The sequence below is a fragment of the Pseudomonas sp. RC4D1 genome (assembly GCF_018390395.1).
Classification (GTDB): domain Bacteria; phylum Pseudomonadota; class Gammaproteobacteria; order Pseudomonadales; family Pseudomonadaceae; genus Aquipseudomonas; species Aquipseudomonas danubii.
In genome coordinates, this window is sequence record NZ_JAHBAW010000003.1 from 1,352,228 (window position 1) to 1,375,161 (window position 22,934).

General features: G+C 63.9%; 21 protein-coding genes. 15 read left to right on the forward strand and 6 right to left on the reverse strand.

All coding sequences use genetic code 11. The annotated features are described in order from the left end of the window. Window positions 1-14: 14 nt before the first annotated feature. The 3 genes from KHO49_RS30820 to KHO49_RS30830 all read left to right on the forward strand — a co-directional run bounded on the left by KHO49_RS30820 (window position 15) and on the right by KHO49_RS30830 (window position 2,513). The gene (locus tag KHO49_RS30820; RefSeq protein ID WP_213666477.1) at window positions 15-500 is read left to right on the forward strand and encodes a YbjN domain-containing protein; all 486 of its coding nucleotides are present in this window, start codon (window positions 15-17) and stop codon (window positions 498-500) included. After that, window positions 497-1,453, forward strand: coding sequence for a peptidylprolyl isomerase (locus KHO49_RS30825; protein WP_213666478.1), 957 nt, complete (start codon window positions 497-499; stop codon window positions 1,451-1,453). Before KHO49_RS30820 ends, KHO49_RS30825 begins: the two co-directional genes overlap by 4 nt. Window positions 1,454-1,535: 82 nt before the next feature. Continuing rightward, window positions 1,536-2,513 (forward strand): LysR family transcriptional regulator, encoded by a 978-nt coding sequence (locus KHO49_RS30830; protein WP_102879164.1) that lies wholly within the window; start codon window positions 1,536-1,538, stop codon window positions 2,511-2,513. A 66-nt stretch (window positions 2,514-2,579) separates the two neighbouring features. Here KHO49_RS30830 and KHO49_RS30835 read toward each other — a convergent pair whose 3' ends face one another. Further along, window positions 2,580-2,975 carry a hypothetical protein gene (locus tag KHO49_RS30835; protein ID WP_102879165.1) on the reverse strand — a complete coding sequence of 132 codons (396 nt, stop codon included), beginning with the start codon at window positions 2,973-2,975 and terminating at the stop codon, window positions 2,580-2,582. A gap of 254 nt (window positions 2,976-3,229) precedes the next feature. Between KHO49_RS30835 and KHO49_RS30840 the strand changes: the two genes are divergently transcribed. Beyond that, complete coding sequence (locus tag KHO49_RS30840) at window positions 3,230-5,125, forward strand: hypothetical protein (RefSeq protein WP_213666479.1); 1,896 nt, start codon at window positions 3,230-3,232, stop codon at window positions 5,123-5,125. A 91-nt stretch (window positions 5,126-5,216) separates the two neighbouring features. Then, the gene (locus KHO49_RS30845; RefSeq protein WP_213666480.1) at window positions 5,217-5,729 is read left to right on the forward strand and encodes a GNAT family N-acetyltransferase; all 513 of its coding nucleotides are present in this window, start codon (window positions 5,217-5,219) and stop codon (window positions 5,727-5,729) included. 291 nt (window positions 5,730-6,020) lie between these two features. On the opposite strand, the gene KHO49_RS30850 is transcribed toward KHO49_RS30845, so the two are convergent. Continuing rightward, complete coding sequence (locus KHO49_RS30850; RefSeq protein ID WP_102879168.1) at window positions 6,021-6,713, reverse strand: aspartate/glutamate racemase family protein; 693 nt, start codon at window positions 6,711-6,713, stop codon at window positions 6,021-6,023. Window positions 6,714-6,791: 78 nt separating this feature from the next. Between KHO49_RS30850 and KHO49_RS30855 the strand changes: the two genes are divergently transcribed. Together KHO49_RS30855 and KHO49_RS30860 are read left to right on the forward strand one after the other, a co-directional pair. Next, on the forward strand, window positions 6,792-7,598 hold the full coding sequence (locus tag KHO49_RS30855; protein WP_213666481.1) for a helix-turn-helix domain-containing protein: 807 nt from the start codon (window positions 6,792-6,794) through the stop codon (window positions 7,596-7,598). Window positions 7,599-7,754: 156 nt separating this feature from the next. Beyond that, window positions 7,755-8,246, forward strand: a complete 492-nt coding sequence (locus KHO49_RS30860) for a hypothetical protein (RefSeq protein ID WP_102879170.1) — start codon at window positions 7,755-7,757, stop codon at window positions 8,244-8,246. Window positions 8,247-8,337: 91 nt separating this feature from the next. Here the strand turns inward: KHO49_RS30860 and KHO49_RS30865 are convergent, their stop codons facing one another. Together KHO49_RS30865 and ccoN are read right to left on the reverse strand one after the other, a co-directional pair. Continuing rightward, window positions 8,338-8,556 (reverse strand): cbb3-type cytochrome c oxidase subunit 3, encoded by a 219-nt coding sequence (locus KHO49_RS30865; protein ID WP_110596855.1) that lies wholly within the window; start codon window positions 8,554-8,556, stop codon window positions 8,338-8,340. A 59-nt stretch (window positions 8,557-8,615) separates the two neighbouring features. Next, window positions 8,616-10,043 (reverse strand): cytochrome-c oxidase, cbb3-type subunit I, encoded by a 1,428-nt coding sequence (gene ccoN, locus KHO49_RS30870; RefSeq protein ID WP_170004376.1) that lies wholly within the window; start codon window positions 10,041-10,043, stop codon window positions 8,616-8,618. A gap of 273 nt (window positions 10,044-10,316) precedes the next feature. On the opposite strand from ccoN, the gene nirA reads away from it, so the two are divergent. From nirA to KHO49_RS30885, 3 genes are all read left to right on the forward strand, one after another. Next, window positions 10,317-11,990: a nitrite reductase NirA gene (nirA, locus tag KHO49_RS30875; protein ID WP_102863418.1), complete on the forward strand. Its 1,674-nt coding sequence runs from the start codon at window positions 10,317-10,319 to the stop codon at window positions 11,988-11,990. Further along, entirely contained in the window at window positions 11,987-12,481 is a 495-nt protein-coding gene (locus KHO49_RS30880) for a DUF934 domain-containing protein (RefSeq protein ID WP_102879172.1), read from the forward strand. The genes nirA and KHO49_RS30880 overlap by 4 nt, the downstream gene beginning before the upstream one ends. Before the next feature lie 176 nt (window positions 12,482-12,657). After that, complete coding sequence (locus KHO49_RS30885) at window positions 12,658-13,329, forward strand: DUF3313 domain-containing protein (RefSeq protein WP_213666482.1); 672 nt, start codon at window positions 12,658-12,660, stop codon at window positions 13,327-13,329. 41 nt (window positions 13,330-13,370) lie between these two features. Here KHO49_RS30885 and KHO49_RS30890 read toward each other — a convergent pair whose 3' ends face one another. Both KHO49_RS30890 and KHO49_RS30895 read right to left on the reverse strand, forming a co-directional pair. Beyond that, entirely contained in the window at window positions 13,371-14,351 is a 981-nt protein-coding gene (locus KHO49_RS30890; RefSeq protein WP_213666483.1) for a DUF3829 domain-containing protein, read from the reverse strand. Beyond that, window positions 14,348-15,970, reverse strand: coding sequence for a J domain-containing protein (locus KHO49_RS30895; protein ID WP_213666484.1), 1,623 nt, complete (start codon window positions 15,968-15,970; stop codon window positions 14,348-14,350). Before KHO49_RS30895 ends, KHO49_RS30890 begins: the two co-directional genes overlap by 4 nt. Before the next feature lie 387 nt (window positions 15,971-16,357). Between KHO49_RS30895 and KHO49_RS30900 the strand changes: the two genes are divergently transcribed. The 5 genes from KHO49_RS30900 (at window position 16,358) to KHO49_RS30920 (ending at window position 22,904) form a co-directional block, all read left to right on the forward strand. Further along, the gene (locus tag KHO49_RS30900; protein ID WP_213666485.1) at window positions 16,358-16,816 is read left to right on the forward strand and encodes an SRPBCC family protein; all 459 of its coding nucleotides are present in this window, start codon (window positions 16,358-16,360) and stop codon (window positions 16,814-16,816) included. Between the two features lie 30 nt (window positions 16,817-16,846). Further along, complete coding sequence (locus KHO49_RS30905; protein WP_213666486.1) at window positions 16,847-17,524, forward strand: type 1 glutamine amidotransferase domain-containing protein; 678 nt, start codon at window positions 16,847-16,849, stop codon at window positions 17,522-17,524. Between the two features lie 283 nt (window positions 17,525-17,807). Further along, window positions 17,808-18,308: a thiol peroxidase gene (gene tpx / locus KHO49_RS30910; protein ID WP_102863425.1), complete on the forward strand. Its 501-nt coding sequence runs from the start codon at window positions 17,808-17,810 to the stop codon at window positions 18,306-18,308. Between the two features lie 178 nt (window positions 18,309-18,486). Then, complete coding sequence (locus tag KHO49_RS30915) at window positions 18,487-19,809, forward strand: MdtA/MuxA family multidrug efflux RND transporter periplasmic adaptor subunit (protein ID WP_213666487.1); 1,323 nt, start codon at window positions 18,487-18,489, stop codon at window positions 19,807-19,809. Next, complete coding sequence (locus KHO49_RS30920) at window positions 19,806-22,904, forward strand: MdtB/MuxB family multidrug efflux RND transporter permease subunit (protein WP_102863427.1); 3,099 nt, start codon at window positions 19,806-19,808, stop codon at window positions 22,902-22,904. The genes KHO49_RS30915 and KHO49_RS30920 overlap by 4 nt, the downstream gene beginning before the upstream one ends. The last annotated feature ends 30 nt before the right edge of the window (window positions 22,905-22,934 follow it).

A 22,934-nucleotide genomic window follows, 5' to 3' on the forward strand; every position in this document is an offset into this window, starting at 1 on the left:
GGGAAGAGATGACCATGACTTTGATTACCAGCGTCACCACCGACAGCCTCACCGACCTGCTGCAAGGCGCCGGCTACCGGGTCAACCAGACCGAACAGAACGGCATCGTGCAGTTGCTCAGCGCCAGCCAGGGCATCGGCTACGCCGTGCGTTTCGGCAACCCGGGCAGCGAGGCCGGGCACTATGTGGACTTCACCTACAGCTGCGCCTTGCGGGTGCAGGGCGAGCTGCCGGCCGGGCTTGCGCAATTGTGGAACGCTTCGCGGCGCTTTGCCCGGTTGTCGCTGCAGGGCGAATTCCTGGTGATGGAGATGGACGTGGTGGTGGCCGGGGTCGGCGAGACTCACCTGCGCAGCCAGCTGGAGTTGTGGGATCGGCTGTTGCAGGAGTTCATCGTTTACCTGCGCGAATACAGCCAGCAGGCGGCCCAGTTGCAGGCCCAGGCCGAGCAGCCCCAGGCGCCACAAAGCCAACCCCAGGAAGAGGTGGCCAGCCTGTGAAAAAGCCGACCCTGGTGGTCGGTGCCGGGGCACTGACCCTGCTTGGCCTGGCGCTGGGGCTGGCCCTGCGCCCGGGCAACGACCCGGTGGCAGCGCAGCAGCCGGCACCGACCGTGCTGCAACAGTCACTGGCGACAACACCGACCGTGGCGCGCCTGGGCAACCAGCAGGTGGCGGCCGAGGAACTCAAGGCGCTGTTCGCCAGCCTGCCCGAGGAGTCCCGGGGGCAATTGCGTGGCAACCGCCCGGCCCTGGAAGCCTGGATACGTTCACGTTTGGCGGAAAAGGCCGTGCTGGAACAGGCCGATGCCCAGGGCTGGCGCCAGCGCCCGGAGGTGGAGCAGCAGACCCGCGCCGCCACCGAGCAGATCGTGTTTCGCGACTATCTGCAGTCGGTCAGCCAGGTGCCGGCGGACTACCCCAGCGCCGCCGAACTGCAGCAGGCCTATGACAGCGGCAAGTCGGCGTGGCTGACCCCGCCGCTGTACCGGGTCAGCCAGATCTTCCTCGCCGTCGCCGACCCGCAGGCTGTCGAGCAGGTACGGCGCCAGGCCCAGGAACTGAGCCGCAAGGCCCAGGCCGCGCCGGGGGAGTTTGCCGCCTTGGCGGCGCAGTATTCCCAGGACTCGGGCAGCGCCCAGCGCGGTGGCGACGCGGGGCTGCAACCCTTGCAGCAACTGGTGCCGGAAGTGCGCAGCGCCGTGGCCCGGCTCAAGGTCGGTGGCGTCTCCGACGTGGTGCAGAGCGCGGCGGGTTTCCATGTGCTCAAGCTCACCGAACAGCAACCGGCGCGCACTGCCAGCCTGGACGAACTGCGTGATCGCCTGACCCAGGCCCTGCGCGCCCAGCGCCAGGAGCAGATCGCCAAGGCCTACCTGGAAGGCATGCTCAACACCGCGACCCTGAGCATCGATGGCGCGGTGCTCAATCAGGTACTGGAGGACAAGCTGTAGGCGCTGGCTTGTCAGCGAAGGCGGTCTCACGGTCCCCGCCGCCCGCCAAGGAAGCAACACTCAACAAGACAGGGAGTCACCAATGTCATTTCTCGAACCCGCTCCACACCAGGGTGTCGCACCCTACGTTGCGCCCCAGGAACCCCGGGAAGCCTGGCTGGCCCTGGCCGCCGGGGTCGATCCTGAGGTCGCCCAGTATTTCCTGGTCAGTGCCCGCTGCGGTTGCTTCATGCAGGCAGCCCGCAGCCTGAACATCAAGGCCACGCTGTTGCGCAAGCAACTGGCCTTGCTGGAAGAGCACCTGCGCCGTTCACTGTTCTGTTATCAGGGGAGTGCCTTGAGCCTGAGTCGCGAGGGCCTGCAACTGCAGGCACAACTGATTGCCCTGGCCCACCAGCGGCGGCTGCCGGTGATCGAGCAGCCGTTGATTCGGGTTGCCGTGGCGCAAACCATTCTCCACGACATTCTCGGTCGCGACCTGATCGCCTTGCTGCGGCGCAATGCCAGCGCCCGCCTGGAGATCATCTCCATCGACAGCGACCTGTCCCTGCAAGCCCTGAGCGCCGATCTGGTGCTGTGGCTGGCGGCCGAAGACTCACCGCTGCCGGGGCCCAGTTTCGCCACCCGCGAGCCGCTGCCCCTGGCGCGCATCGACTACCTGCCACATATCGCCAAGCGCTACTCGCGGGTGGCGGCCCGTCCCGACAGCCTCGACGACCTGGCCGACTACATGCTGGTGCAGTGGCAGCACGACTGTCAGGTAGAGCCGTTCCGGCCCTGGAACAGCCTGGTGGAACAACGCCTGGCAGGGGTGGTGCACGTCCATGTCTATGAACTGATGCTGGAGATGATCCGCTGCAGCGCCTGCATCGGCTTGCTGCCTCAGTACATCAGCCATTTCGACCGCGGCCTGACTGCCTTGCCGGGGTTGTTCAGCGAGCCCATGCAGCGCCGGGCCTGGCTGGCGGTGAATGCCCAGGTGCAGCATGAGGAACAGGTGCAGCAACTGGTGGAGCTGATCCTCAACACCTTCAGCGAGCGTGAGGATTGGTTTGTTTGAGGCGCGCCGCCCCGTGGGAGTGGCCCGGTCCGAACGCTTGGCGCTGTCCGGACCGGGCACTCAGGCTCATGCCTTGGTTTCAGGGGGCATGAGATCCTCCCAGTCGTCTGGCATGTCGGCGGTGCTGGTGTTCTTGTCGGGGAAGTGGGCGATGTTCCACTGGGTGTCGGTGCTGAACTCGTCGCCGAGCAGGTCTTTGGCGATAGCGTTGGCTTTGATGGCCTCCTGCCGGTTTGCCGGCACGTCACCCTCAAGGTCCTCGCCCTCTGGGTTGATCCATACGCCTGGCGCCGGGTTGACGCCAGGGTCACCGGCGTAGGCGTCTTGCAGGCGCTTGCGCTCTGCCACGATCTCGGCTGCTTCAGCCCGGGGAATGCCACGGGCCACAAGCAGTGCTTGTTCCATGGCGTCGATTTGCCGTTGTTTGAGCTCAAATGCGTCGTTGTCATCTTTGTAGGACATCGGGTGGTTCCTTGTGCATTGCTTGTTCAGTGGATGGGGTCCACCGAGGCGGTTTCTGACTGACCTCGGAGGCCCGACACGTTAATTGATGGCCGCGCCCCGATTTGTGCAATTCAACGAGGGGATGACGGGAAAATGTTGTAGCGCCACGACGAACCTCTCAGGATGGGCGCAGAACAACGGAGGGTGGGCGCGGTTTGATTAACAGGATTCCCAAGTTTCACGAAGTCATCGAGCTGTTTTACGAGCGTGCAGTGTTCAAAAGGTCGAAGGAGCCCTTGCCACGGCAGGGCCAAAGCCTGGAGCAGCGCCAGAAGCGCGAGGCGGCAATGCTTGACGTAGTGACACGGCGAATCACGGGCGGGACCGATGATCCGCTGCTGACCCCGGTGTTGGGCAATGTGCGGGAGATTCACAAGCACCTGGGGGTTGTGGCCCTGTTTCCCGACAAGGACGTAGGTGCTGCGCACTTGTATTTCTGGCTGATCGTGTGGCCACAGCTTGAGCAGATGTTTGAGGACGCGCTGGAGAACGAGCAGGCATCGATCCCATTGCGCTATCTGGCACGTTGCCATGAGTGCTATGGGGACCGGCTGTTCGGCGACCCGGTGGCGACCCGGGAGGCCATTCTGGCGAGCCTGGAAGCGTCTCTGCTACAGGTCGCGCAGGGCTTGAAGATTCCCCAGCAAAGGGCGCTGGTGGCTGTCTTGCAGTTCCTGCGATGCTTGGGGCGCCTGATTCGTCATGATTCGTTTCCCGCTAGAACTTCGGTCGACGCGCCCTTGAAGGCGTTGGAGTTGGCATTGGGTCGACCGCTGAAGAAAGCCCAGGCCGTCATCCAGCAACTGGAGCAGTTGCTCGAAGGTGCCAAGGTGCTGCATGCCGCTGGTCGCTGGTCGTTGCCGGAGCCCCGGCCGGTGCTGCCGGATGAGTTGCACGAAGTACACCGCAACCTTTATCGGCAGGCCAGGCGTGATGCCAGGGTTGGCGGACGCTTGCCGAGCTTGCAGTTCGGCACCCTGGTGAGCCTTTTCAAAGCCCGGATCAAGCATGTGGAACCCGGTGACTTTCTGTCGCAACACGCCAGGCAAGTAGGGCGTTCAAAGGCGACTCGCAGCCTGATCGAGCACAATGCCGGGCAGTTCCATGCCTATGTCTTGCTGGAGCAGATCAAGAGTGACCTTGATGTCGGGCGCCGGCTGCAACGGGTCGAAAACAGTGTTCAGGTGTTGGTTAGGAGATACGGGGCAGACCGGGAGCACTGGCTGGCACTGTTCCAGGACATGCCGTTGTCGCTGTTCCTGCTCAACGCAATCTTTTCTTCTTCCTTGACCCTGATTCAGCGGCTTCTGGGTGAGGAGGCGTTCGCAAAGGCCGCGTTGGCCCTCAGGCCCCTGGTCGAGGCTGCACAAACCGAAGGGCCGCAGCGTGAGCAACTGCTTGCAGTGGCGGCTCAACAGCAGATCAAGGCGCTCAAGATGCTGTTGGATACCTATCACGCCCAGCATCACCTGGGGTGGCTGGCGATGGAGCTCCTTGCCTTCGTCTATGCCTTCAAATACAAGTACGACCCAGGGTTCCAGCCCCATGCCACGGACAAGCTGGAGGCGATTCTCGATGACTGTGTCGATCAACGGGACATCCGTCACCGGATTGCCTATGAAACCCAATTCGGCCGTTGTACGCGCACCCTGAGCCCGATGGGCACGGATGTGGCGCTCATCATGATCCACCAATACAACCGCTACATCCTCGCTCACTGTGAACACCCGCTTGAGTACCTGTGCAATCCGTTGCAGCGCCTGAGCGAGCTTCTGCAAGCTGCCTTGAGCGCCGCCAGTGCCGAGGGGGAGATCGAGGCGGCGATCCTCAAGCGCTGCATCAATGCAGCGTTCGGAACGGGCAAGGATAAGTCGGTCATGCGCATTGGCGGCCTGCGTCCTTACGAGTGCCTGCGTGATGTGCGCTTCTATCTGTCGGCATTGCACCTGGCCCCGCTAGAAACCTTGAACCCGGGGGTGTTTCGCTACCTGGCATTGCCTGATGCCTTGCAGCATCAGGTGCTACAGCTGCTTTCACCTGCACGCTACGCCGAGGATCTGCGGCGCCAGCACAGTCAGTCGCCCGAGCTGCAGGGCAATGGTTTCTGAGGCCTGTGCCGCTCTGCGCTTGAGTGCCTCGCCAGCGTCGCACTCATGCCCTTACACTCGATGGCCATTTCCACTTCAAGGAAGACCGGCCATGCCTAACGCCAATCCCACTATCGTTATCGAGCGTTGCACCGAAGCCCATATCGACGGCCTGACCGCGTTGTACAGCGAACCCAGCGTGGCGGCCCAGACCCTGCAACTGCCTTACCAATCCCGCGAGTTGTGGCGCAAGCGCGTGGGGCTGGGGCAGGACAATGAAGGGCTGGTGGCCCTGGTGGCCCTGCACCAGGGCGCGGTGATCGGCAGTTGCAGCCTGCAGCAGGTGGCGCGGGTGCGCCGCGCCCATTGCGCGGACGTGGCCATGGGGGTGTCCCCTGCCTGGCAGCGCCAGGGCGTCGGCAGCCGTCTGCTGGCGGCGGTGCTGGAGGTGGCGGATAACTGGATGAACCTGCGCCGGGTCGAACTCACGGTGTATGCCGACAACCAGGCGGCCATCGGCCTGTACCAGAAGTTCGGCTTTGAAACCGAAGGCCAGCTGCGGGACTACGCCATCCGTGGCGGGCAATACGTCGACGTGCTGAGCATGGCCCGTCTGCGTCGTTGAGGCCGGGTTTGTGTAGCCGCTGCCGCAGGCTGCGAACGGCTTGGGCGGCATTCCGACGCAGGAGACGCAGGGATCTTGAGTCCGCCCGAGGTTCGGCAGGTGATCGCCAAGCAAGGCCCTGCGGGCCTTTTCGCAGCCTCGCCAGGGCTCGGCAGCGGCTACAGGTCAGTGCCGAGCCATTTTGTAGCCGCTGCCGCAGGCTGCGATCGGCTCCGCAGGAGACGCAGGGATCTTGAGTCCGCCCCAGGTTCGGCAGGCGATCGCCAAGCAAGGCCCTGCGGGCCTTGAGGTTCACTCCAGCAAAGCAAAATCCACCGCCGCCCGGGCATGTAATTCGGTGGTGTCGAGCAGGGGCAGGGGGCTGTGCTCTGGCTTGAGCAGCAGGCCGATTTCCGTGCAGCCGAGGATGATGGCCTGGGCGCCGCGGGCCCTGAGTGATTCGATCACCTGCTGGTACACCCGGCGCGACGCGTCGCTGATGACCCCCACGCACAATTCCTCATAGATGATCCGGTGCACCGCCTGGCGCTCCTGCGCATCGGGCACCAGTACATTCAGTCCTTGTTGGCTCAGGCGGCTCTTGAGGAACTCCTGCTCCATGGTGAAGGCGGTGCCCAGCAGCCCGACGTTCAGGGTGCCGGCCGCGAGAGCGGCCTGGGCCGTGGGGTCGGCGATATGCAGGAAGGGCACGGCAGTGGCCGCCTGAATCTGCTCGGCCACCTTGTGCATGGTGTTGGTACAGAGCACCAGGCACTCGGCGCCGCCGTCCTGCAATCGCTGGGCGGCGTCTATCAGAATCCGCGCCGCTTCATCCCAGCGCCCGGCGTGCTGGGCCTGTTCGACAGGCCCGAAGTCGACGCTGTACATTAGCAACCGCGCCGAGCGCAGCGGCCCCAATTGATCGCGAACCTGCTGATTGATCAGGCGGTAGTATTCGGCGCTGGACTCCCAGCTCATGCCGCCGATCAGGCCGATGGTGCGCATGGGCAACTCCTCTGTGGTGTGGGTGAGTGAGCTTCAGTTTCGTCTCGCCCGAGCTGGCGATCTATCAGGAAATTTCACATGCCCGAGGTCCTCGAACACCGTCTGCTGGGCGGGCGGCTGCTTCTGCAACTGTTGCCCGCAGCCGCCTACAGCGCGCGCGATCCGGCGCAGTGGCAGACCCTGGGTGTGACCCTGGAACGCCAGCGCGGGGTGCATGCCATCGACTCCGATCGGCGCGAGGATTTCGACACCTGGCCCGGCACCCTGGCCTTGACGCCCAAGGGCGTTGAGGTGTTCTCCGAATCTGCCCGTGGCGGCGAATACCTGCTGGCGCGCTGGCAGGAGCAGACGCCGCTGATCCCCGGCGAGCGCCGCCTGCAGCGTCCGGGGCATGCCGAGGCCCTGGCCCTGGGGCGTGAAGCCCGGCGCCTGCTGTTGGCACCTGTCATCGATGAGTTGGCCCTGGAGCACTGTGCCCTGGCCTTTGTCGGCCTGTCCCAGTCCCGCCAGCGCCCCACCGCAGCGTTACCACGCCTGAGCCAGGTGCTGGAGCAGATCGCCGACCAGTACGCCCAGCCCTTGTCCCTGGCGCAATTGGCACTCACTTACGGTCACAACGAACTGCGCCTGCTGCGGGACTTTCGCCGCGCCGTCGGCCTGACGCCCCATGCCTGGATCACCGAGGTGCGGCTGCAGGCAGCCCGGCGCTTGCTGGAACGCACGGACCTGCCCCTGGCGGCCATTGCCCACGACAGCGGCTTTGCCCACCAATCGCACTTGGGCAGCGCCTTGCGCAAAAGCCTCGGCCTGACCCCGCGCCAGTACCGGCTGCGTTTTCACTCCTGTCTCCCTGTACCTGTCCGGTATCCCAGCCGCGGGCAGTAAACGGCCCGCAGCGACATGCTGGGGCAAGGCCGGTGCCAGCGGCTAGAGGAATGGGCTGGCCCTGGGGTAAACACCCCAACGCCCGGGACCGGCATCTGCCATGATCAATACCGGCGACCTGCTGTTCCCAAGGGTCGATGCCAGGGACACACCGCAATGGACGATATCCAGCAACTGGGCGAGATGCTCCGCCACTACGCCGCCAGCGAAGCCCACAAGAAGCAGCTGTTCGACAGCCAGTCGGTGGTTTGGGCCCGGCGTATTCATGAGCTGTTCGGGCAGATTGAACAGTGGTTGGCACCGGTGCTGCTGCCGGATCTGCTGGAGCTGCACCGCGAGCCTTATGTGGCCTTCAGTCCGGCATTGCCGTTGGAAAGCTCCAGCTTCTACAGCGAGAAGCTGACCATCGTCATCGCTGGCAAACCAGTGGAGTTCGTCCCGGATGTGATGGGGCCCAATGGGCAGATTTCCCTGGCGGTGATCGGCCTGACGGCGGCGCGCCTGGGCAGTGTTTCCCTGGTGGGCGAGGCCAGCGGCGCCTGGCAATGGCGCAAGACCAACGGCCTCAAGGACCCCGACACCTTCGTTTTCGACGGCAATTTCCTGGCGGCCCAATTGCAGAGCCTGATCCCCCGCGAGCGCGCCTGATGCAGGCGCTGGCTCGCCGGCGAAAGCGAGCGCCGGCCATGTGCAGGTCTTGCGGGCCCCTTCGCCGGCAAGCCGGCTCCTACGGAGTGCGTTACATGTCCAGGTTGATCCATCCCGGCTTGGGCTCTTCCGGCGCCACGGCGTTGATCTTCTTGCCAGTGGCCAATTCCACGCGATGCGCTACGTCGGGGTCGTCGGCAAAGGGAATCAGGCTGGCGTCATCCAGGCTCTTGGCGCTCTGGTGGCGCAGGCAGTACTCGATGCTGAGGTAGAGAAACGCCACCCCCAGCAGATTGAACAGAATATCCATCGCTCATCCGGCTCCCTAAAAAAGCCGCCGGTCACTGGGACCGGCGGGCAATGCCTGGCTCAGGCGATCTGCGCGTCGCCCAGGGCCAGATCTTCATCGGCCACGCGTACGGTGCGCCAGGTGTTGTAGGCCATCAGCAGCATGCCGCTGAGGAAGAACACGCCACCGGCAAAACGCACCACGAACCCCGGATGGCTGGCCACCAGGGCCTCGACGAAGGAGTAGGTGAGGGTGCCGTCTTCGTTGACCGCGCGCCACATCAGGCCCTGGGTGATGCCGTTGACCCACATTGAAGCGATGTAGAGCACGGTGCCGATGGTGGCCAGCCAGAAGTGCAGGTTGATCAGCGGCACGCTGTACATCTGCTCGCGGCCGAAGACCTTGGGCACCATGTGGTAGATCGCACCGAAGGTGATCATTGCCACCCAGCCCAGGGCCCCGGCGTGCACATGGCCGATGGTCCAGTCGGTGTAGTGGGACAGGGCGTTGACGGTCTTGATCGCCATCATCGGGCCTTCGAAGGTCGACATGCCGTAGAACGCCAGGGACAGCACCAGAAAGCGCAGGATCGGGTCGGTGCGCAACTTATGCCAGGCGCCCGAGAGGGTCATCATGCCGTTGATCATGCCGCCCCAGCTCGGGGCCAGGAGGATCAGCGACATGGCCATGCCCAGGGACTGGGCCCAGTCCGGCAGGGCGGTGTAGTGCAAGTGGTGCGGGCCGGCCCAGATGTACAGGGTGATCAGCGCCCAGAAGTGCACGATGGACAGGCGATAGGAATACACCGGGCGTCCGACTTGCTTGGGCACGAAGTAGTACATCATCCCGAGAAAGCCGGTAGTCAGGAAGAAGCCCACGGCGTTGTGCCCGTACCACCACTGGACCATGGCGTCGGTGGCGCCGGAATACACCGGGTAGGACTTGAACCAGTCCACCGGGATCGACAGGTGGTTGACCACATGAAGCATGGCGATCACCAGGATGAAGGCGCCGAAGAACCAGTTGCCGACATAGATGTGCTGGCTCTTGCGCCGCACCACCGTGGTGAAGAAGACGATGGCATAGGCCACCCAGACCACCGCCATCCACACCGCGCCGGCGAATTCGATCTCGGCGTATTCCTTGGTGGTGGTGTAGCCCAGGGGCAGGGTGATCAGCATGATCACGATCACCGACTGCCAGCCCCAGAAGGTGAAGGCGGCCAGGGTGTCGGAGTACAGCCGCACCTGGCAGGTACGCTGTACTGCGTAGTAGCTGGCGGCGAACTGGGCGCTGCCGGCAAAGCCGAAGATCACCAGGCTGGTGTGCAGCGGCCGCAGGCGGCCGAAGGTGCTCCAGGGCAGATCGAGGTTCATCTCCGGCCACACCAGTTGCGAGGCGATCCACACCCCCATGGCCATGCCGATCACGCCCCATACCACGGTTGCGACGACGAATTGGCGAACCACCTTGTAGTTGTAAGCCTGTCCGATTGTTGCTGAGTTCATGGTCAATGCTTCCACGTTTGCAAAGTCTTGCCAGGCCACCCGGTCTGGCACGGGGTGCACTGTAGGAATCAGCGGGGAAACAAAACAGGCTCAGAAAAACTGCATTAATACGGATCAGATTTATCTCATGTCCACGGCGCTATGGTGGCGGCTGATATGGTTTTTTAGTTTTTACCTGAATCTGTAACGTTCTGCGCCGTACGCGCATAGTCGCCCCCTCACAATACGCGCCGTTTCGAGCACGACCAGCACCGATGAGGATGAGGTAGGCACATGTATCAGTACGACGACTATGACCGGGCCCTGGTCTTTGAGCGGGTGGCGCAGTTTCGTGATCAGGTCGAGCGCTTCATGGGCGGCCAACTGAGTGAGGAGGAGTTCCTGCCCCTGCGCCTGCAGAACGGCCTGTATATGCAGAAGCACGCCTACATGCTGCGGGTGGCGATTCCCTACGGCACCCTGAGTGCCCGGCAGATGCGTACCCTGGCCAGCATCGCCCGGGATTTCGACCGCGGCTACGGTCACTTCACCACCCGGCAGAACCTGCAGTTCAACTGGATCGAGCTGGCCCAGGTGCCGGACATCCTGCAGCGCCTGGCCGAGGTGGAGATGCACGCCATCCAGACCTCCGGCAACTGCGTACGCAACATCACCACCGAGGCCTTTGCCGGGGTCGCCGCCGATGAGTACCTGGACCCGCGCCCCCTGGCGGAGATCCTGCGCCAGTGGTCCACCATCAACCCGGAATTCCTGTTCCTGCCACGCAAGTTCAAGATCGCCATCTGCTCGGCCAGGCAGGACCGCGCGGCGATCATGATGCATGACATCGGCCTGTATCTTTATCGTGCCCGCAGCGGCGAAATGCTTTTGCGCGTGATCGTCGGCGGGGGCCTGGGGCGCACGCCGATCCTTGGCCTGCAGATTCGCGACGGGCTGCCCTGGCAGCACCTGCTGTCCTACGTCGAGGCGGTGCTGCGGGTCTACAACCGCTATGGCCGGCGTGACAACAAGTACAAGGCGCGGATCAAGATCCTGGTCAAGGCCCTGGGCATCGAGGCCTTCGCCAAGGAAGTGGAGGAGGAGTGGCAGCACCTCAAGGACGGTCCGGCGCAGCTCACCGACGAAGAGTACCAGCGGGTCGCCAGCGCCTTCGTGCCGCCGATCTACGAGCGCCTGGCGGACACCGATCTGGATTACGGCAGCCACCTGGCCGAGTCGCCGGCCTTCGCCCGCTGGGTGGCGCGCAATGTGCACCCGCACAAGGTGCCGGGTTACACCTGCGTGGTGCTGTCCACCAAACCGGGGCCAAGCTCGCCGCCGGGGGACGTCACCGGTCAGCAGATGGAGGCGGTGGCCGACTGGTCCGAGCGTTTCGGCTTCGGCGAGATCCGTATTGCCCATGAACAGAACATCGTCTTGCCGGATGTGCCCAAGTCGCAGCTGTTCGAGCTTTGGCAGTGTGCCTCTGAGCACGGCCTGGGCACCGCCAACGCGGGCTTGCTGACCGACATCATCGCCTGCCCGGGCGGCGACTTCTGTGCCCTGGCCAACGCCAGGTCGCTGCCGATTACCCTGGCCATCCAGCAGCGCTTCGAGGACCTGGACTACCTCCATGACCTGGGGGACATCAGCCTGAACATCTCCGGCTGCATGAACGCCTGCGGCCACCACCACATCGGCAATATCGGCATCCTCGGGGTCGACAAGAACGGCAGCGAGTGGTTCCAGGTCACCCTGGGCGGCGCCAAGGGGCGTGACAGCGCCCTGGGCAAGGTGATCGGGCCGTCCTTCAGCGCCGAGGAAATCCCCGAAGTGATCGAGCGCATCATCGCCACCTTCGTGCGCTACCGCGAAAGCGACGAACCCTTCGTCGAGACCCTGCAGCGCATCGGCCTGGAGCCGTTCAAGGAGCGGGTCTATCCCAAGGCCCTGGAGGCGCTGGCATGAACAATCTGCTGCGGCTGTGCGAGGGCGAAGCCCAATTGGTCGAGGACGATGCCTGGAGCCTGGTGCGCGGGGTTGACGATACGCTGCCCGACGGGCCGCTGATCCTGCCCCTGGCCCTGTGGCTGATGCGTCGCATCGAGCATCACCCGGCCCGGGACGGCGTATGGATCGGCCCGGATGACGAAGTGGAAAGCCTCAAGCCCTGGCTCAAGCTGATCCCGCTGATTGCCGTGGACTTCCCGAGCTTTCGTGATGGCCGGGGCTACAGCCAGGCCTACCTGCTGCGTACCCGCCTGGGCTGGATGGGCGAGTTGCGGGCCATTGGCGACGTGCTGCGCGATCAACTGAGCCATATGCGTCAGTGCGGCTTCGACAGCTTTGCCGTGCGCGAAGACAAATGCGCCCTGGACGCTCTCAAGGGACTGGTGGGCATGAGCGTGCTCTATGGCCGCTCAGTGATCGAGCCCCGCCCGCTGTTCCGCCGCCGGTAACCGCCGGCACCTTTCCCGTAGGAGCCGGCTTGCCGGCGAAGGGGCCCCGAAGATGGCTTTCGCCGGGGCCCCTGGGGCCTTTCCATCCTAAAAACACCCTGCCCAGCGACAAACTTTTGGCTATACCTGTAACTCCCCTGGCCAGTTTCTGGCTGTTTCACCTACAGGAGTTACCCATGAAACTTGCATTGATGATCGGCACGGCGTGCCTTGCCTCTTTGGCCATGGTCGGCTGCTCCAGCAACGTGACCCAGCCCGACGAATACTCCGGGTTTCTCCAGGATTACAGCCGACTCAAGGAGGCCAAGTCGCCCTCCGGGGTGGAGGTGATGCGCTGGATCGATCCCAAGCTGGATACCGACCGGTACCGGGCGATCTACATCGAACCCACCCAGTTCTATCCGCAGCCACAAGCCACGGCGAAGATTCCCCAGAGCACCCTCGACGGCATCAATCAGTACTACGACCAGGCCCTCAGGCGTGAGGCGGCGCGCAGCCTGCCCCTGGCTCAAGGCCCCGGGCCGGGGGTGCTAGTGGTGCGGGCGGCAATCACGGCGGTCAGCAGTAAAACCGAAGGCCTGAAGCCTTATGAAATCATTCCTGTGGCCCTGGTGGCAGCGGCGGTCAGCACCGCCAGCGGAATTCGCGACCAGCAAACCACGCTGGGCACCGAGGCAGTGTTTCTCGATGGCAGCAGCGGCAAGGTCATTGCCCAGGTGGTGCGCAAGGGCACTGGCAAGCCCCTGGAAAACGACACGCAAGTGATGAAGGCCGAAGACGTGAAGAACGTCATCGACGGTTGGGCGGCGGACTTCCACCAGTCTTTCGCCAAGTTCAAGGGGCGTTAGGGCCTGACTGTTCGGCGGCGGCCAACAGGGCCGCTGCCGCTTCAATAGTCCACCTGGGCCTGCTTGTTGTAGTAGCTGAGCAGCGAGTCGTAGGCCCGCATGACGGCGTGATAGTCCTCGCTCAGATGCTGTGGCTCAGCCTGTTTCTGCCAGTCCTGATGCAGGGCGAGCAAGGCTTGCTGATAGCGCTGCGCCGGCCGCGTGATCTGGCTCCACAGGTAATAGGCCGGTTGCGTGCGGCTGCTCTGTGGTCGGTTGCGCAAGGGCTGCCCGGCATCCCAGGTCCGTTGCAGGTCCTGGCTGGCCTGTGCCAGTTGCGCCGGGGTCAGGGTTTTCTCGCGCATGCCCTGGCTGATCTGCTCCACCGTGAGTCGCGCCTGGATCATGTAGTCCAGCAGGTGCCAGTGGATGTCCTGCCCCAGGCGTTGCTCAAGCAGCCGCTGTTGCTCGCGTCGGGCGCCGATGTCTGCGCTCGCCAGGGCCGCGCGCAGGTCGGCGGAGGCTTGCAGGTAGTGGTCGAACTTGGGCTTGAGCAGGGCAACAGTGGCCGCGTCTTTCTCGGCCGGCATGTAAGCACCGGGTACGGCGCTGGAATGAGCGCGACGGGCCAGGTTGGCCTGGTGCAGTGCGTCGATGTAGCGCTCGGCCAGGCCGATCAGCGGGGCGTCGGGTTGCAGGTGGCGCAGCCGATAGAGCATGCGCGGTTCGCAGTCGCGGGCGGGCAGGGTATCCATGTCGGTCTTCGCGCCGTCTGCGAAGTCCTTGGCATTGTTCAGCAGGTCGGTGAACGCCGCGCGCCAGGCCGCTTGAGTGCCGTAGGTGTAGTAGCCCAGGCGCCAAGGCACATCGTATTGGTTGACGCAGTCGATCAGCGGCGCCCTGGCCGCGGCCTGGGCGCTGGCGGGGCTGTCCAGGCCGGCCAGCCACAGTTCGAAGCGGGCGATCGGGGCTCCGGCAGCCAGGAGCGCAAACAAGCCGAAAATCAGCGTGCAACCGAAAAGCAACAAGGGGCGTTGGCTCATGGCCGCTCCTCCTTGGGGTACCACTGCTCCTGGGTGGCCGGTGCTGCGCACTCGGGGGTATCGGCCGGCATGCGCGCGCACAGCCGTTCGGTCCAGGGCTGCAGGCCCTGATAACGCCCGGCGGTGTAGCGCTCGTCGAACCACTTGAGGGTGGCGATGACGGCCACCAGCAGCACCAGTCCTGTGCCCAGCAGCAGGCGACGCGGCCAGGGGTTGATGCGTTGCCAGGCGTTCAGCGGGTCGATCTGGCGCTGACGGGCCAGGGCCACCAGCAGCAGGACCCCGAGATAAGTGATAGTGGCTACTGGGTGGATCGCCACGCCCAGCAGTGCGCCCAGCAGCGCCGCGGGCAGCAGGTCGCGGATCAGCTGCACGTCGTGATAGGGCGTCTGGTGCCGAGGCAGGTGTTGGCTGAGGCGCTCGTCCCACTGGAACAGGCGTTGGCTCAGGGGGCGCCAAAGTCGCTGTAGCCCTTCGCCCGCGGCGCAGAAGCACAGGGCCCAGACCAGCGTGACGCCGATAATCTCCCAGGGGCTGCTGTCTTGCCCGGCGTAATCGGCCATTGCGCCGGTGAGGCAGGCCAGGACCACCCCCAGGAGCATCGGCCAGCTGTTGATCGCGTGTTCCCAGTCCCGCCAGAAGTAGGGGTTGCTGGCGGGCATGCCGGCGGCGACTTCCGGGTAGTCTGCCGCCAGGCTTGCGGCCAGCTTGTGGCAGGCCTGCCAGTCCAGGTTGCCCAGGTGTCGGGCCCAGGCGCGGCGCTGACTGAAGCTCAGGGGCGCGAGTAACAAGCGTGCCGCACGGTGTTCCGGGGTGCTCGGCGGTTCGCTCGCCAGTTGTTGCTGGTGGGCCAGGTACAGCGGTGCCTGATGGCGTTTCAACAGCCGCGGCCAGAGCTGTTCCGGGCAGTTGTCTGCACTGTTGGTGTGCCAGCCTTGGCCGGCACAGACCGCCTGGAACACCGCCACCGACCAATAAGGACTGTTGGCCAGTGTTTGTGCCAGCCATTGGTTGAACCATTGTCGGTGTTGCAGGTGCAGCAGCCAGGCATGGGCTGAACGCTGGGCGTAGGCCTTCAGGAACGCCGCTTCATCCTTGGCCTCCAGGGCTGCGGCCAGTGGCTCTTGTACTCGCTGATAGAGCTGCTGCTGCAACTCCTGCACCAGATACTCCGGCAGATCCAGGCGTTGCCAGGCACTCATCCAGCGCAGACGCTCGAACCCCCAGTGCAACACCGCGTCGGCTTGCGCCGGGTGTTCGACGCAATAGCGCAGCAGGGCCAGTTCGAACTCATAGGCGCACGCCTGCTCCTGGGCCTGCTGATAGCGCTGGTCGAGCTGATCGACAGGCAGCTCCTTGAGCAGCATGGCCACCCGCTGCACCGGTGACAGCGCCAAGGTTGCCGGCGCGTTGTCTGCCCAGGTCTCGAGCGTCTCCAGGGGCTCGTTCTGTTGCTCCCAATCCTTATGGGCGAGTGCCTCTTCATAGGCGTCGCGCAAGCGTTGGAAACCTTGCGGGTCTTCATCCGGACGGGTCTGCTTGAGCAGCCTGGCGTAGTGGCGCTTGATGGTCCGGGTATCTGCGGTGGCGGGCAGGCCGAGTAGGGTCCAGCAACTCATTGGGCGGTAAAACTCCGTGCAACCGGCAGCAACATCCAGTAATGGATGGAGGAAATTGCGCACCCTACCGGTTTCCCGGATAAAAGTCCTCGACTCGAATCCGTCTATTGAAAAGCAGGAAGGCCAGGACGGTTCAGCGTTGGCCGTAGGGGGCGGCAGGGATCGGGTCTGCGCTGATTTGCCATGCGCGGAAGCTGTGCTCCGAGCTGTATGGGGCTGCTCGAAGGGAATGGACAACCTCAAGTGATTTATGACTATTGCCTTATTATCTATAAGGTTAAGTTAATGTTGTTTATAGAATAATAAAGCCAATAAAAACAACTAGTTATAGGATTATCCTAATCCGTTATGTGATGTGTATTCTGGTTGAGGAAGGAGCTTTCAGGTATGCCCGTAGTTGAACGCACGACTTTTCTGGCAGGTTGCAGCCCGGCTCAGGTCCTGGATTTCTGTCTTGAGGGGGGCAACTTTCCGAAGATCTTTCCCGAGCCCGTCACGCCCTTGGGGGGCATCGATCTGAACGATCTGCGGATCAGCGCCGGGCGCCAGTTCAGCTTCAGGCACTGGATGTGGGGTGTCATTCCGGCGACATGGACGGTGGTTATACGTGAGGTGGGCGAGCGGCATTTTGTCGATGAAATGCTCAAGGGGCCGTTGCGAGCCTTTCGCCATGAGCATCGGGTGGAGGCCGCCGAAGGGGGGACCCTGTACACCGACCGGGTGACCTATCGGGCCATCGGCGGTGCACCTTTGGAACGGTTGGTGGTCAACGCCTACATGGCGCGGATTTTCGATGCCCGGCACCGCAACATGGTGCGCTTGCTGAGCGTCGAGCCGTCTTCGTGATTCTCTGTGTGGATAGCCAAGGAGCATGCCGTGAGCAAGAAAATTCTAGTGGTCCTGACCAGCGTGGCCAAGTACCCGACCTTGAACCGTGCCACCGGCCTGTGGCTGGGTGAGGCGGTGCACTTTGTGAAAAAGGTCGAGGCGGCAGGGTTCGAGGTGGATTACGTCAGCCCCAAGGGCGGTTATGTGCCCATCGATCCCCACAGCCTGGCCATGGCGGACGACACCGACTGGCAGTGGTACCAGGACAGCGCTTTCATGAGCCGCCTGGGCGCGACCCTGAAGCCGGAGCAGGTCCGCTCCAAGGATTACCTGGCTATCTATTACGCCGGCGGGCATGGCGTGGTTTGGGATTTCCCCGACAACCCCGAGTTGCAGGCCCTGAGCCGTGACATCTACGAGCAGGGTGGTTATGTCAGTTCGGTCTGCCATGGCGCGGCGGGCTTGCTCAACATCAGGCTCAGCGATGGCTCGCTGCTGATTGCCGGCAAGCAGGTCACCGGGTTCTCCAATGAAGAGGAAAAGCTGGTCGAGCTGGACCAATACGTGCCGTACCTGACGGAAACCGAACTGGTCAAGCGCGGTGCCCTGTACCAGAAGGCCGCCGCGCCCTGGGCACCATTTGCCGTGCAGGACCAGCGGGTGATCACCGGGCAAAACCCGGCCTCCGGCGGCCCGGTCGCGGACTTGCTGCTGGCGCACCTGTAGGAGTCGGCTTGCCGGCGAAAGGGCCCTTGAGCCTTGCGGTGCTCTTGCGGACGTCTTCGCTGGCAAGCCAGCTCCTTCGATTACCGATTACCGATTACCGATTACCGATTACCGATCCATGATCGGCGATCATTGCGCGGCTCGCCGGGGCGTTGCTGAAGCGGTTTGTTGGACAATTTATCCGCCCGGCAATAGGTGCCCGCGCGGTTTCATGCTTAACTTCGGCCTCTCAAGAATTTCTCATTGCTGTTCCATCATCACTGTTCAATAAAGGACTCCGTTCATGGCTCAAGTCACTCTCAAAGGCAACCCGGTTCAGGTCAACGGCCAACTGCCGCAAGTGGGTTCCAAAGCCCCTGCGTTCTCCCTGGTAGGCGCCGGTCTGGCCGATGTTTCCCTGAGCAGCCTCGCCGGCAAGCGCAAGGTGCTGAACATCTTCCCAAGCGTCGACACCCCGACCTGCGCGACCTCGGTACGCAAGTTCAACGCCCAGGCCAACGAGCTGGCCAACACCGTGGTGCTGTGCATCTCCGCTGACCTGCCGTTCGCCCAGGCCCGTTTCTGCGGCGCCGAAGGCCTGGAAAACGTGCAGAACCTGTCGACCCTGCGCGGTCGCGAGTTCATCGAAAACTACGGCGTGGCCATCGCCGACGGCCCGCTGGCCGGCCTGACCGCCCGCGCCGTGGTGGTGCTGGATGAAAACGACACCGTGCTGCACAGCGAGCTGGTCAAGGAAATCGCCGAAGAGCCGAACTACGACGCGGCCCTGGCCGTGCTCAAGTAACAGGTTTTACAATTATTCACGGCCTGGCTCTGTCCAGGCCGTTTTTATTTGTGCTTCAGTGGCTTAGCGCCGCACCTTGAAACGTCAGTCAAAGGTAAATTGCCGGTAAAGGCGCTTTGCTAAAACCGCTCTAGTGCTTATCTTTCAGCCTTCCCCAAAGAAGACTCCCACGCGCCCAATGGTTGATCACTCCATGCAATCCTCTGCTCCCCGCAACTCTCGTCGCTGGCTGTTCGGCCTGTTTGTCCTGCTACTGGTGATCGGCCTGTGCTGGAAATTCTGGCCCGCCGGCAGCGCCCCCCAAGAGGGTGCACAGGCGAAGGCCGCGGCCGGGCATACCGGACGCAGCGGCAGCCTGCGCCCTGGCTTCGGCGGTGCCAGCGGGCCGATCCCGGTGCGGGTGGCGCCGGTGACTCAGGGTGACTTCCCGCTGTACTACAAGGCCCTGGGCACAGTGACGGCGCTCAACACCATCAATGTGCGTAGCCGGGTAGCGGGGGAGCTGGTCAAGGTCAACTTCGAGGAAGGGCAGATGGTCAAGGCCGGCGACCTGCTGGCGCAGATCGATCCGCGTCCTTATCAGAACGCCTTGCTCCAGGCCGAAGGCACCTTGCTGCAGAACCAGGCCCAGCTGAAGAACGCCCAGGTCGACCTTGAGCGTTATCGCGGCCTGTACGCCCAGGACAGCATCGCCAAACAGACCCTGGACACCGCTGCGGCGCTGGTGGGCCAGTACCAGGGCACGGTCAAGACCAATCAGGCGGCGGTCAACGACGCCAAGCTCAACCTCGAATTCACCAATATCCGTGCGCCCATCGCCGGACGCGTGGGCCTGCGTCAGCTGGACGTGGGCAACCTGGTGTCGGCCAACGACACCACGGCACTGGTGATCATCACCCAGACCCAGCCCATCAGCGTGGCCTTCACCCTGCCGGAGAACAGCCTGGACACCGTGCTCAAGCGCTACCACAGCGGCGCCAAGCTGCCGGTGGAAGCCTGGGACCGTGGCGATGTGAAATTGCAGGCCAGCGGCATGCTGCAGAGCCTGGACAACCAGATCGACACCACCACCGGCACCCTGAAGTTCAAGGCGCGCTTCGATAACCGCGACCAGGGCCTGTTCCCCAATCAGTTCGTCAATGTGCGGCTGCTGGCCGACACCCTGAAGAACGTGGTGCTGGCACCTTCGGCCGCGATCCAGTTCGGCACCAACGGCACCTTCGTCTACGCCCTGGATGGTGATAACAAGGTGAAGATCCGCCAACTGCAGGTGAGCGACAGCAACGGCGACCTGACGGTGATCAAGGACGGCCTCAAGGCCGGCGACCGGGTGGTGATGGAAGGCACCGACCGCCTCAAGGACGGCAGCGAGGTGGAAGTGGTCAACGACAGCAGCGAAGTGCCCACCAGCCCCACCGAACACCTGCAGGGCAAGCCCGCCGCTGCGCCGGCCGCGGATGGCAAGCCGGCTGATGGCAAGGCGCAAAAGGTCGGCGCATGAATTTCTCGCGACTGTTCATCCTGCGTCCGGTAGCCACCACCCTGAGCATGCTGGCCATTGTCCTGGCCGGCCTGATCGCCTATCGCCTGTTGCCGGTCTCGGCCTTGCCCCAGGTGGACTACCCGACCATCCGGGTCATGACCCTGTACCCCGGGGCCAGCCCGGACGTGATGACCAGCGCGGTCACCGCGCCCCTGGAGCGCCAGTTCGGGCAGATGCCCGGCCTGACCCAGATGGCCTCCACCAGCTCCGGTGGCGCCTCGGTGCTGACCCTGCGTTTCAGCCTCGACATCAATATGGACGTGGCCGAGCAACAGGTGCAGGCGGCCATCAACGCCGCCACCAACTTGCTGCCCAAGGATCTGCCGGCGCCGCCGGTGTACAACAAGGTCAACCCGGCGGACACCCCGGTGCTGACCCTGGCCATCACTTCCAAGACCATGCTGCTGCCCAAGCTCAATGACTTGGTCGACACCCGCATGGCACAGAAGATCGCCCAGATCAGCGGCGTCGGCATGGTCAGCATCGCCGGGGGCCAGCGCCAGGCGGTGCGGATCAAGGTCAACCCCGAGGCTTTGGCGGCCAATGGCCTGAACCTGGCGGATGTGCGCACCTTGATTGCCGCGTCCAACGTCAATCAGCCCAAGGGCAACTTCGACGGCCCGACCCGGGTCTCCATGCTCGATGCCAACGACCAGCTGACCTCGCCCAAGGATTACGCCGAGCTGATCCTGGCCTACAAGAATGGCGCACCGCTGCGCCTGAAGGATGTCGCCGAGATCGTCGACGGCGCCGAGAACGAGCGGCTGGCGGCCTGGGCCAACGAAAACCAGGCAGTGCTGCTCAATATCCAGCGCCAGCCCGGGGCCAACGTGATCGAGGTGGTGGACCGGATCAAGGCGCTGCTGCCGAGCATCACCGACAACCTGCCGGCGGGCCTGGACGTCACGGTGCTCACCGACCGCACCCAGACCATCCGCGCCTCGGTCAAGGATGTGCAGCACGAGCTGTTCATCGCCATCGCCCTGGTGGTGATGGTGACCTTCCTCTTTCTGCGTCGCGCCAGCGCCACCCTCATTCCGTCGATTGCCGTGCCGCTGTCGCTGATCGGCACCTTCGGGGTGATGTACCTGGCCGGTTTTTCGGTGAACAACCTGACCCTGATGGCCCTGACCATCGCCACCGGTTTCGTGGTGGACGATGCCATCGTCATGCTGGAGAACATCTCGCGCTTTATCGAGGAGGGCGACAGCCCGATGCAGGCGGCGCTCAAGGGCGCCAAGCAGATCGGTTTCACCCTGATCTCCCTGACCCTGTCGCTGATCGCGGTGCTGATCCCGCTGCTGTTCATGGCGGATGTGGTGGGCCGGCTGTTCCGCGAATTCGCCATCACCCTGGCGGTGGCGATCCTGATTTCCCTGGTGGTGTCCCTGACCCTGACGCCGATGATGTGCGCGCGGTTGCTCAAGCGTGAGCCCAAGCCTGAAGAGCAGGGGCGTTTCTACCGCGCCAGCGGCGCCTGGATCGACTGGTTGATCGAAAGCTACGGGCGCAAGTTGCAATGGGTGCTCAAGCATCAGTTCCTGACCCTGATGGTGGCCGTCGGCACCCTGGGCCTGACCGTGTTTCTGTACCTGGTGGTGCCCAAGGGCTTCTTCCCGGTGCAGGACACCGGAGTCATCCAGGGCATTTCCGAGGCGCCGCAGTCGGTGTCCTTCGCCGCCATGAGCCAACGCCAGCAAGACCTGGCGAAGATCATCCTGCAGGACCCGGCCGTGGAAAGCCTGTCGTCCTACATCGGCGTCGACGGCGACAATGCGACCCTCAACAGTGGCCGTCTGCTGATCAACCTCAAGCCCCACAACCAGCGTGACCTGAGCGCGGCCCAGGTGATTGCGCGGATTCAGCCTGAGGTGGACAAACTGCTGGGCATCCGCCTGTTCATGCAGCCGGTGCAGGATCTGACCATTGAGGACCGGGTCAGTCGGACCCAGTACCAGTTCAGCCTGTCTTCGCCGGACGCCGAGCTGCTGGCCCTGTGGAGCGGGCGCCTGAGCGAAGCCCTGGCCCAGCGCCCGGAACTCACCGACGTGGCCAGCGACCTGCAGGACAAGGGCCTGCAGGTGTACCTGGTGATCGACCGCGATGCGGCGTCCCGGGTCGGGGTTTCGGTGGCCAACATCACCGACGCCCTGTACGACGCTTTCGGCCAGCGGCAGATTTCCACCATCTACACCCAGGCCAGCCAGTACCGGGTGGTGCTCCAGGCCCAGGCCGGCGAGCGCATCGGCCCCCAGGCCCTGGAGCAGATCCACGTCAAGACCACCGACGGCGGGCAAGTGCGGCTGTCGAGCCTGGCCCATGTCGAGGAGCGCCAGGCGCAACTGGCCATCGCCCATATCGGCCAGTTCCCGGCGGTGATGATGTCCTTCAACCTGGCGCCCGGTGTGGCCCTGGGGGAGGCGGTGAACGTCATCGAACAGGTGCAGCAGGACATTGGCATGCCAGTGGGGGTGCAGACCCGCTTCCAGGGCGCCGCCGAGGCCTTCCAGGCCTCGCTGTCGAGCACCTTGCTGCTGATCCTGGCGGCGGTGGTGACCATGTACATCGTCCTGGGGGTGCTCTACGAGAGCTACATCCACCCGATCACCATTCTCTCCACCCTGCCTTCGGCGGCGGTGGGGGCCTTGCTGGCGCTGATCCTCAGCGGCAATGACCTGGGCATGATCGCGATCATCGGCATCATCCTGCTGATCGGCATCGTCAAGAAGAACGCGATCATGATGATCGACTTCGCCCTCGACGCCGAACGCCACCAGGGCATGGCCCCGGAACAGGCCATCTACCAGGCGGCGCTGCTGCGTTTCCGGCCGATCCTGATGACCACCCTGGCGGCGCTGTTCGGCGCCGTGCCGCTGATGCTGGCCACGGGTTCCGGTGCCGAACTGCGCCAGCCCCTGGGCCTGGTGATGGTGGGCGGCCTGTTGGTGAGCCAGGTGCTGACCCTGTTCACCACGCCGGTGATCTACCTGTACTTCGACCGCCTGGGTCGGCGCTTCGGCAAAGGTGAAGACGCCCAAGAGGTGGAGGCATGAAGGGCCGCAGCCAGCCTCCAGCCCGGGGCG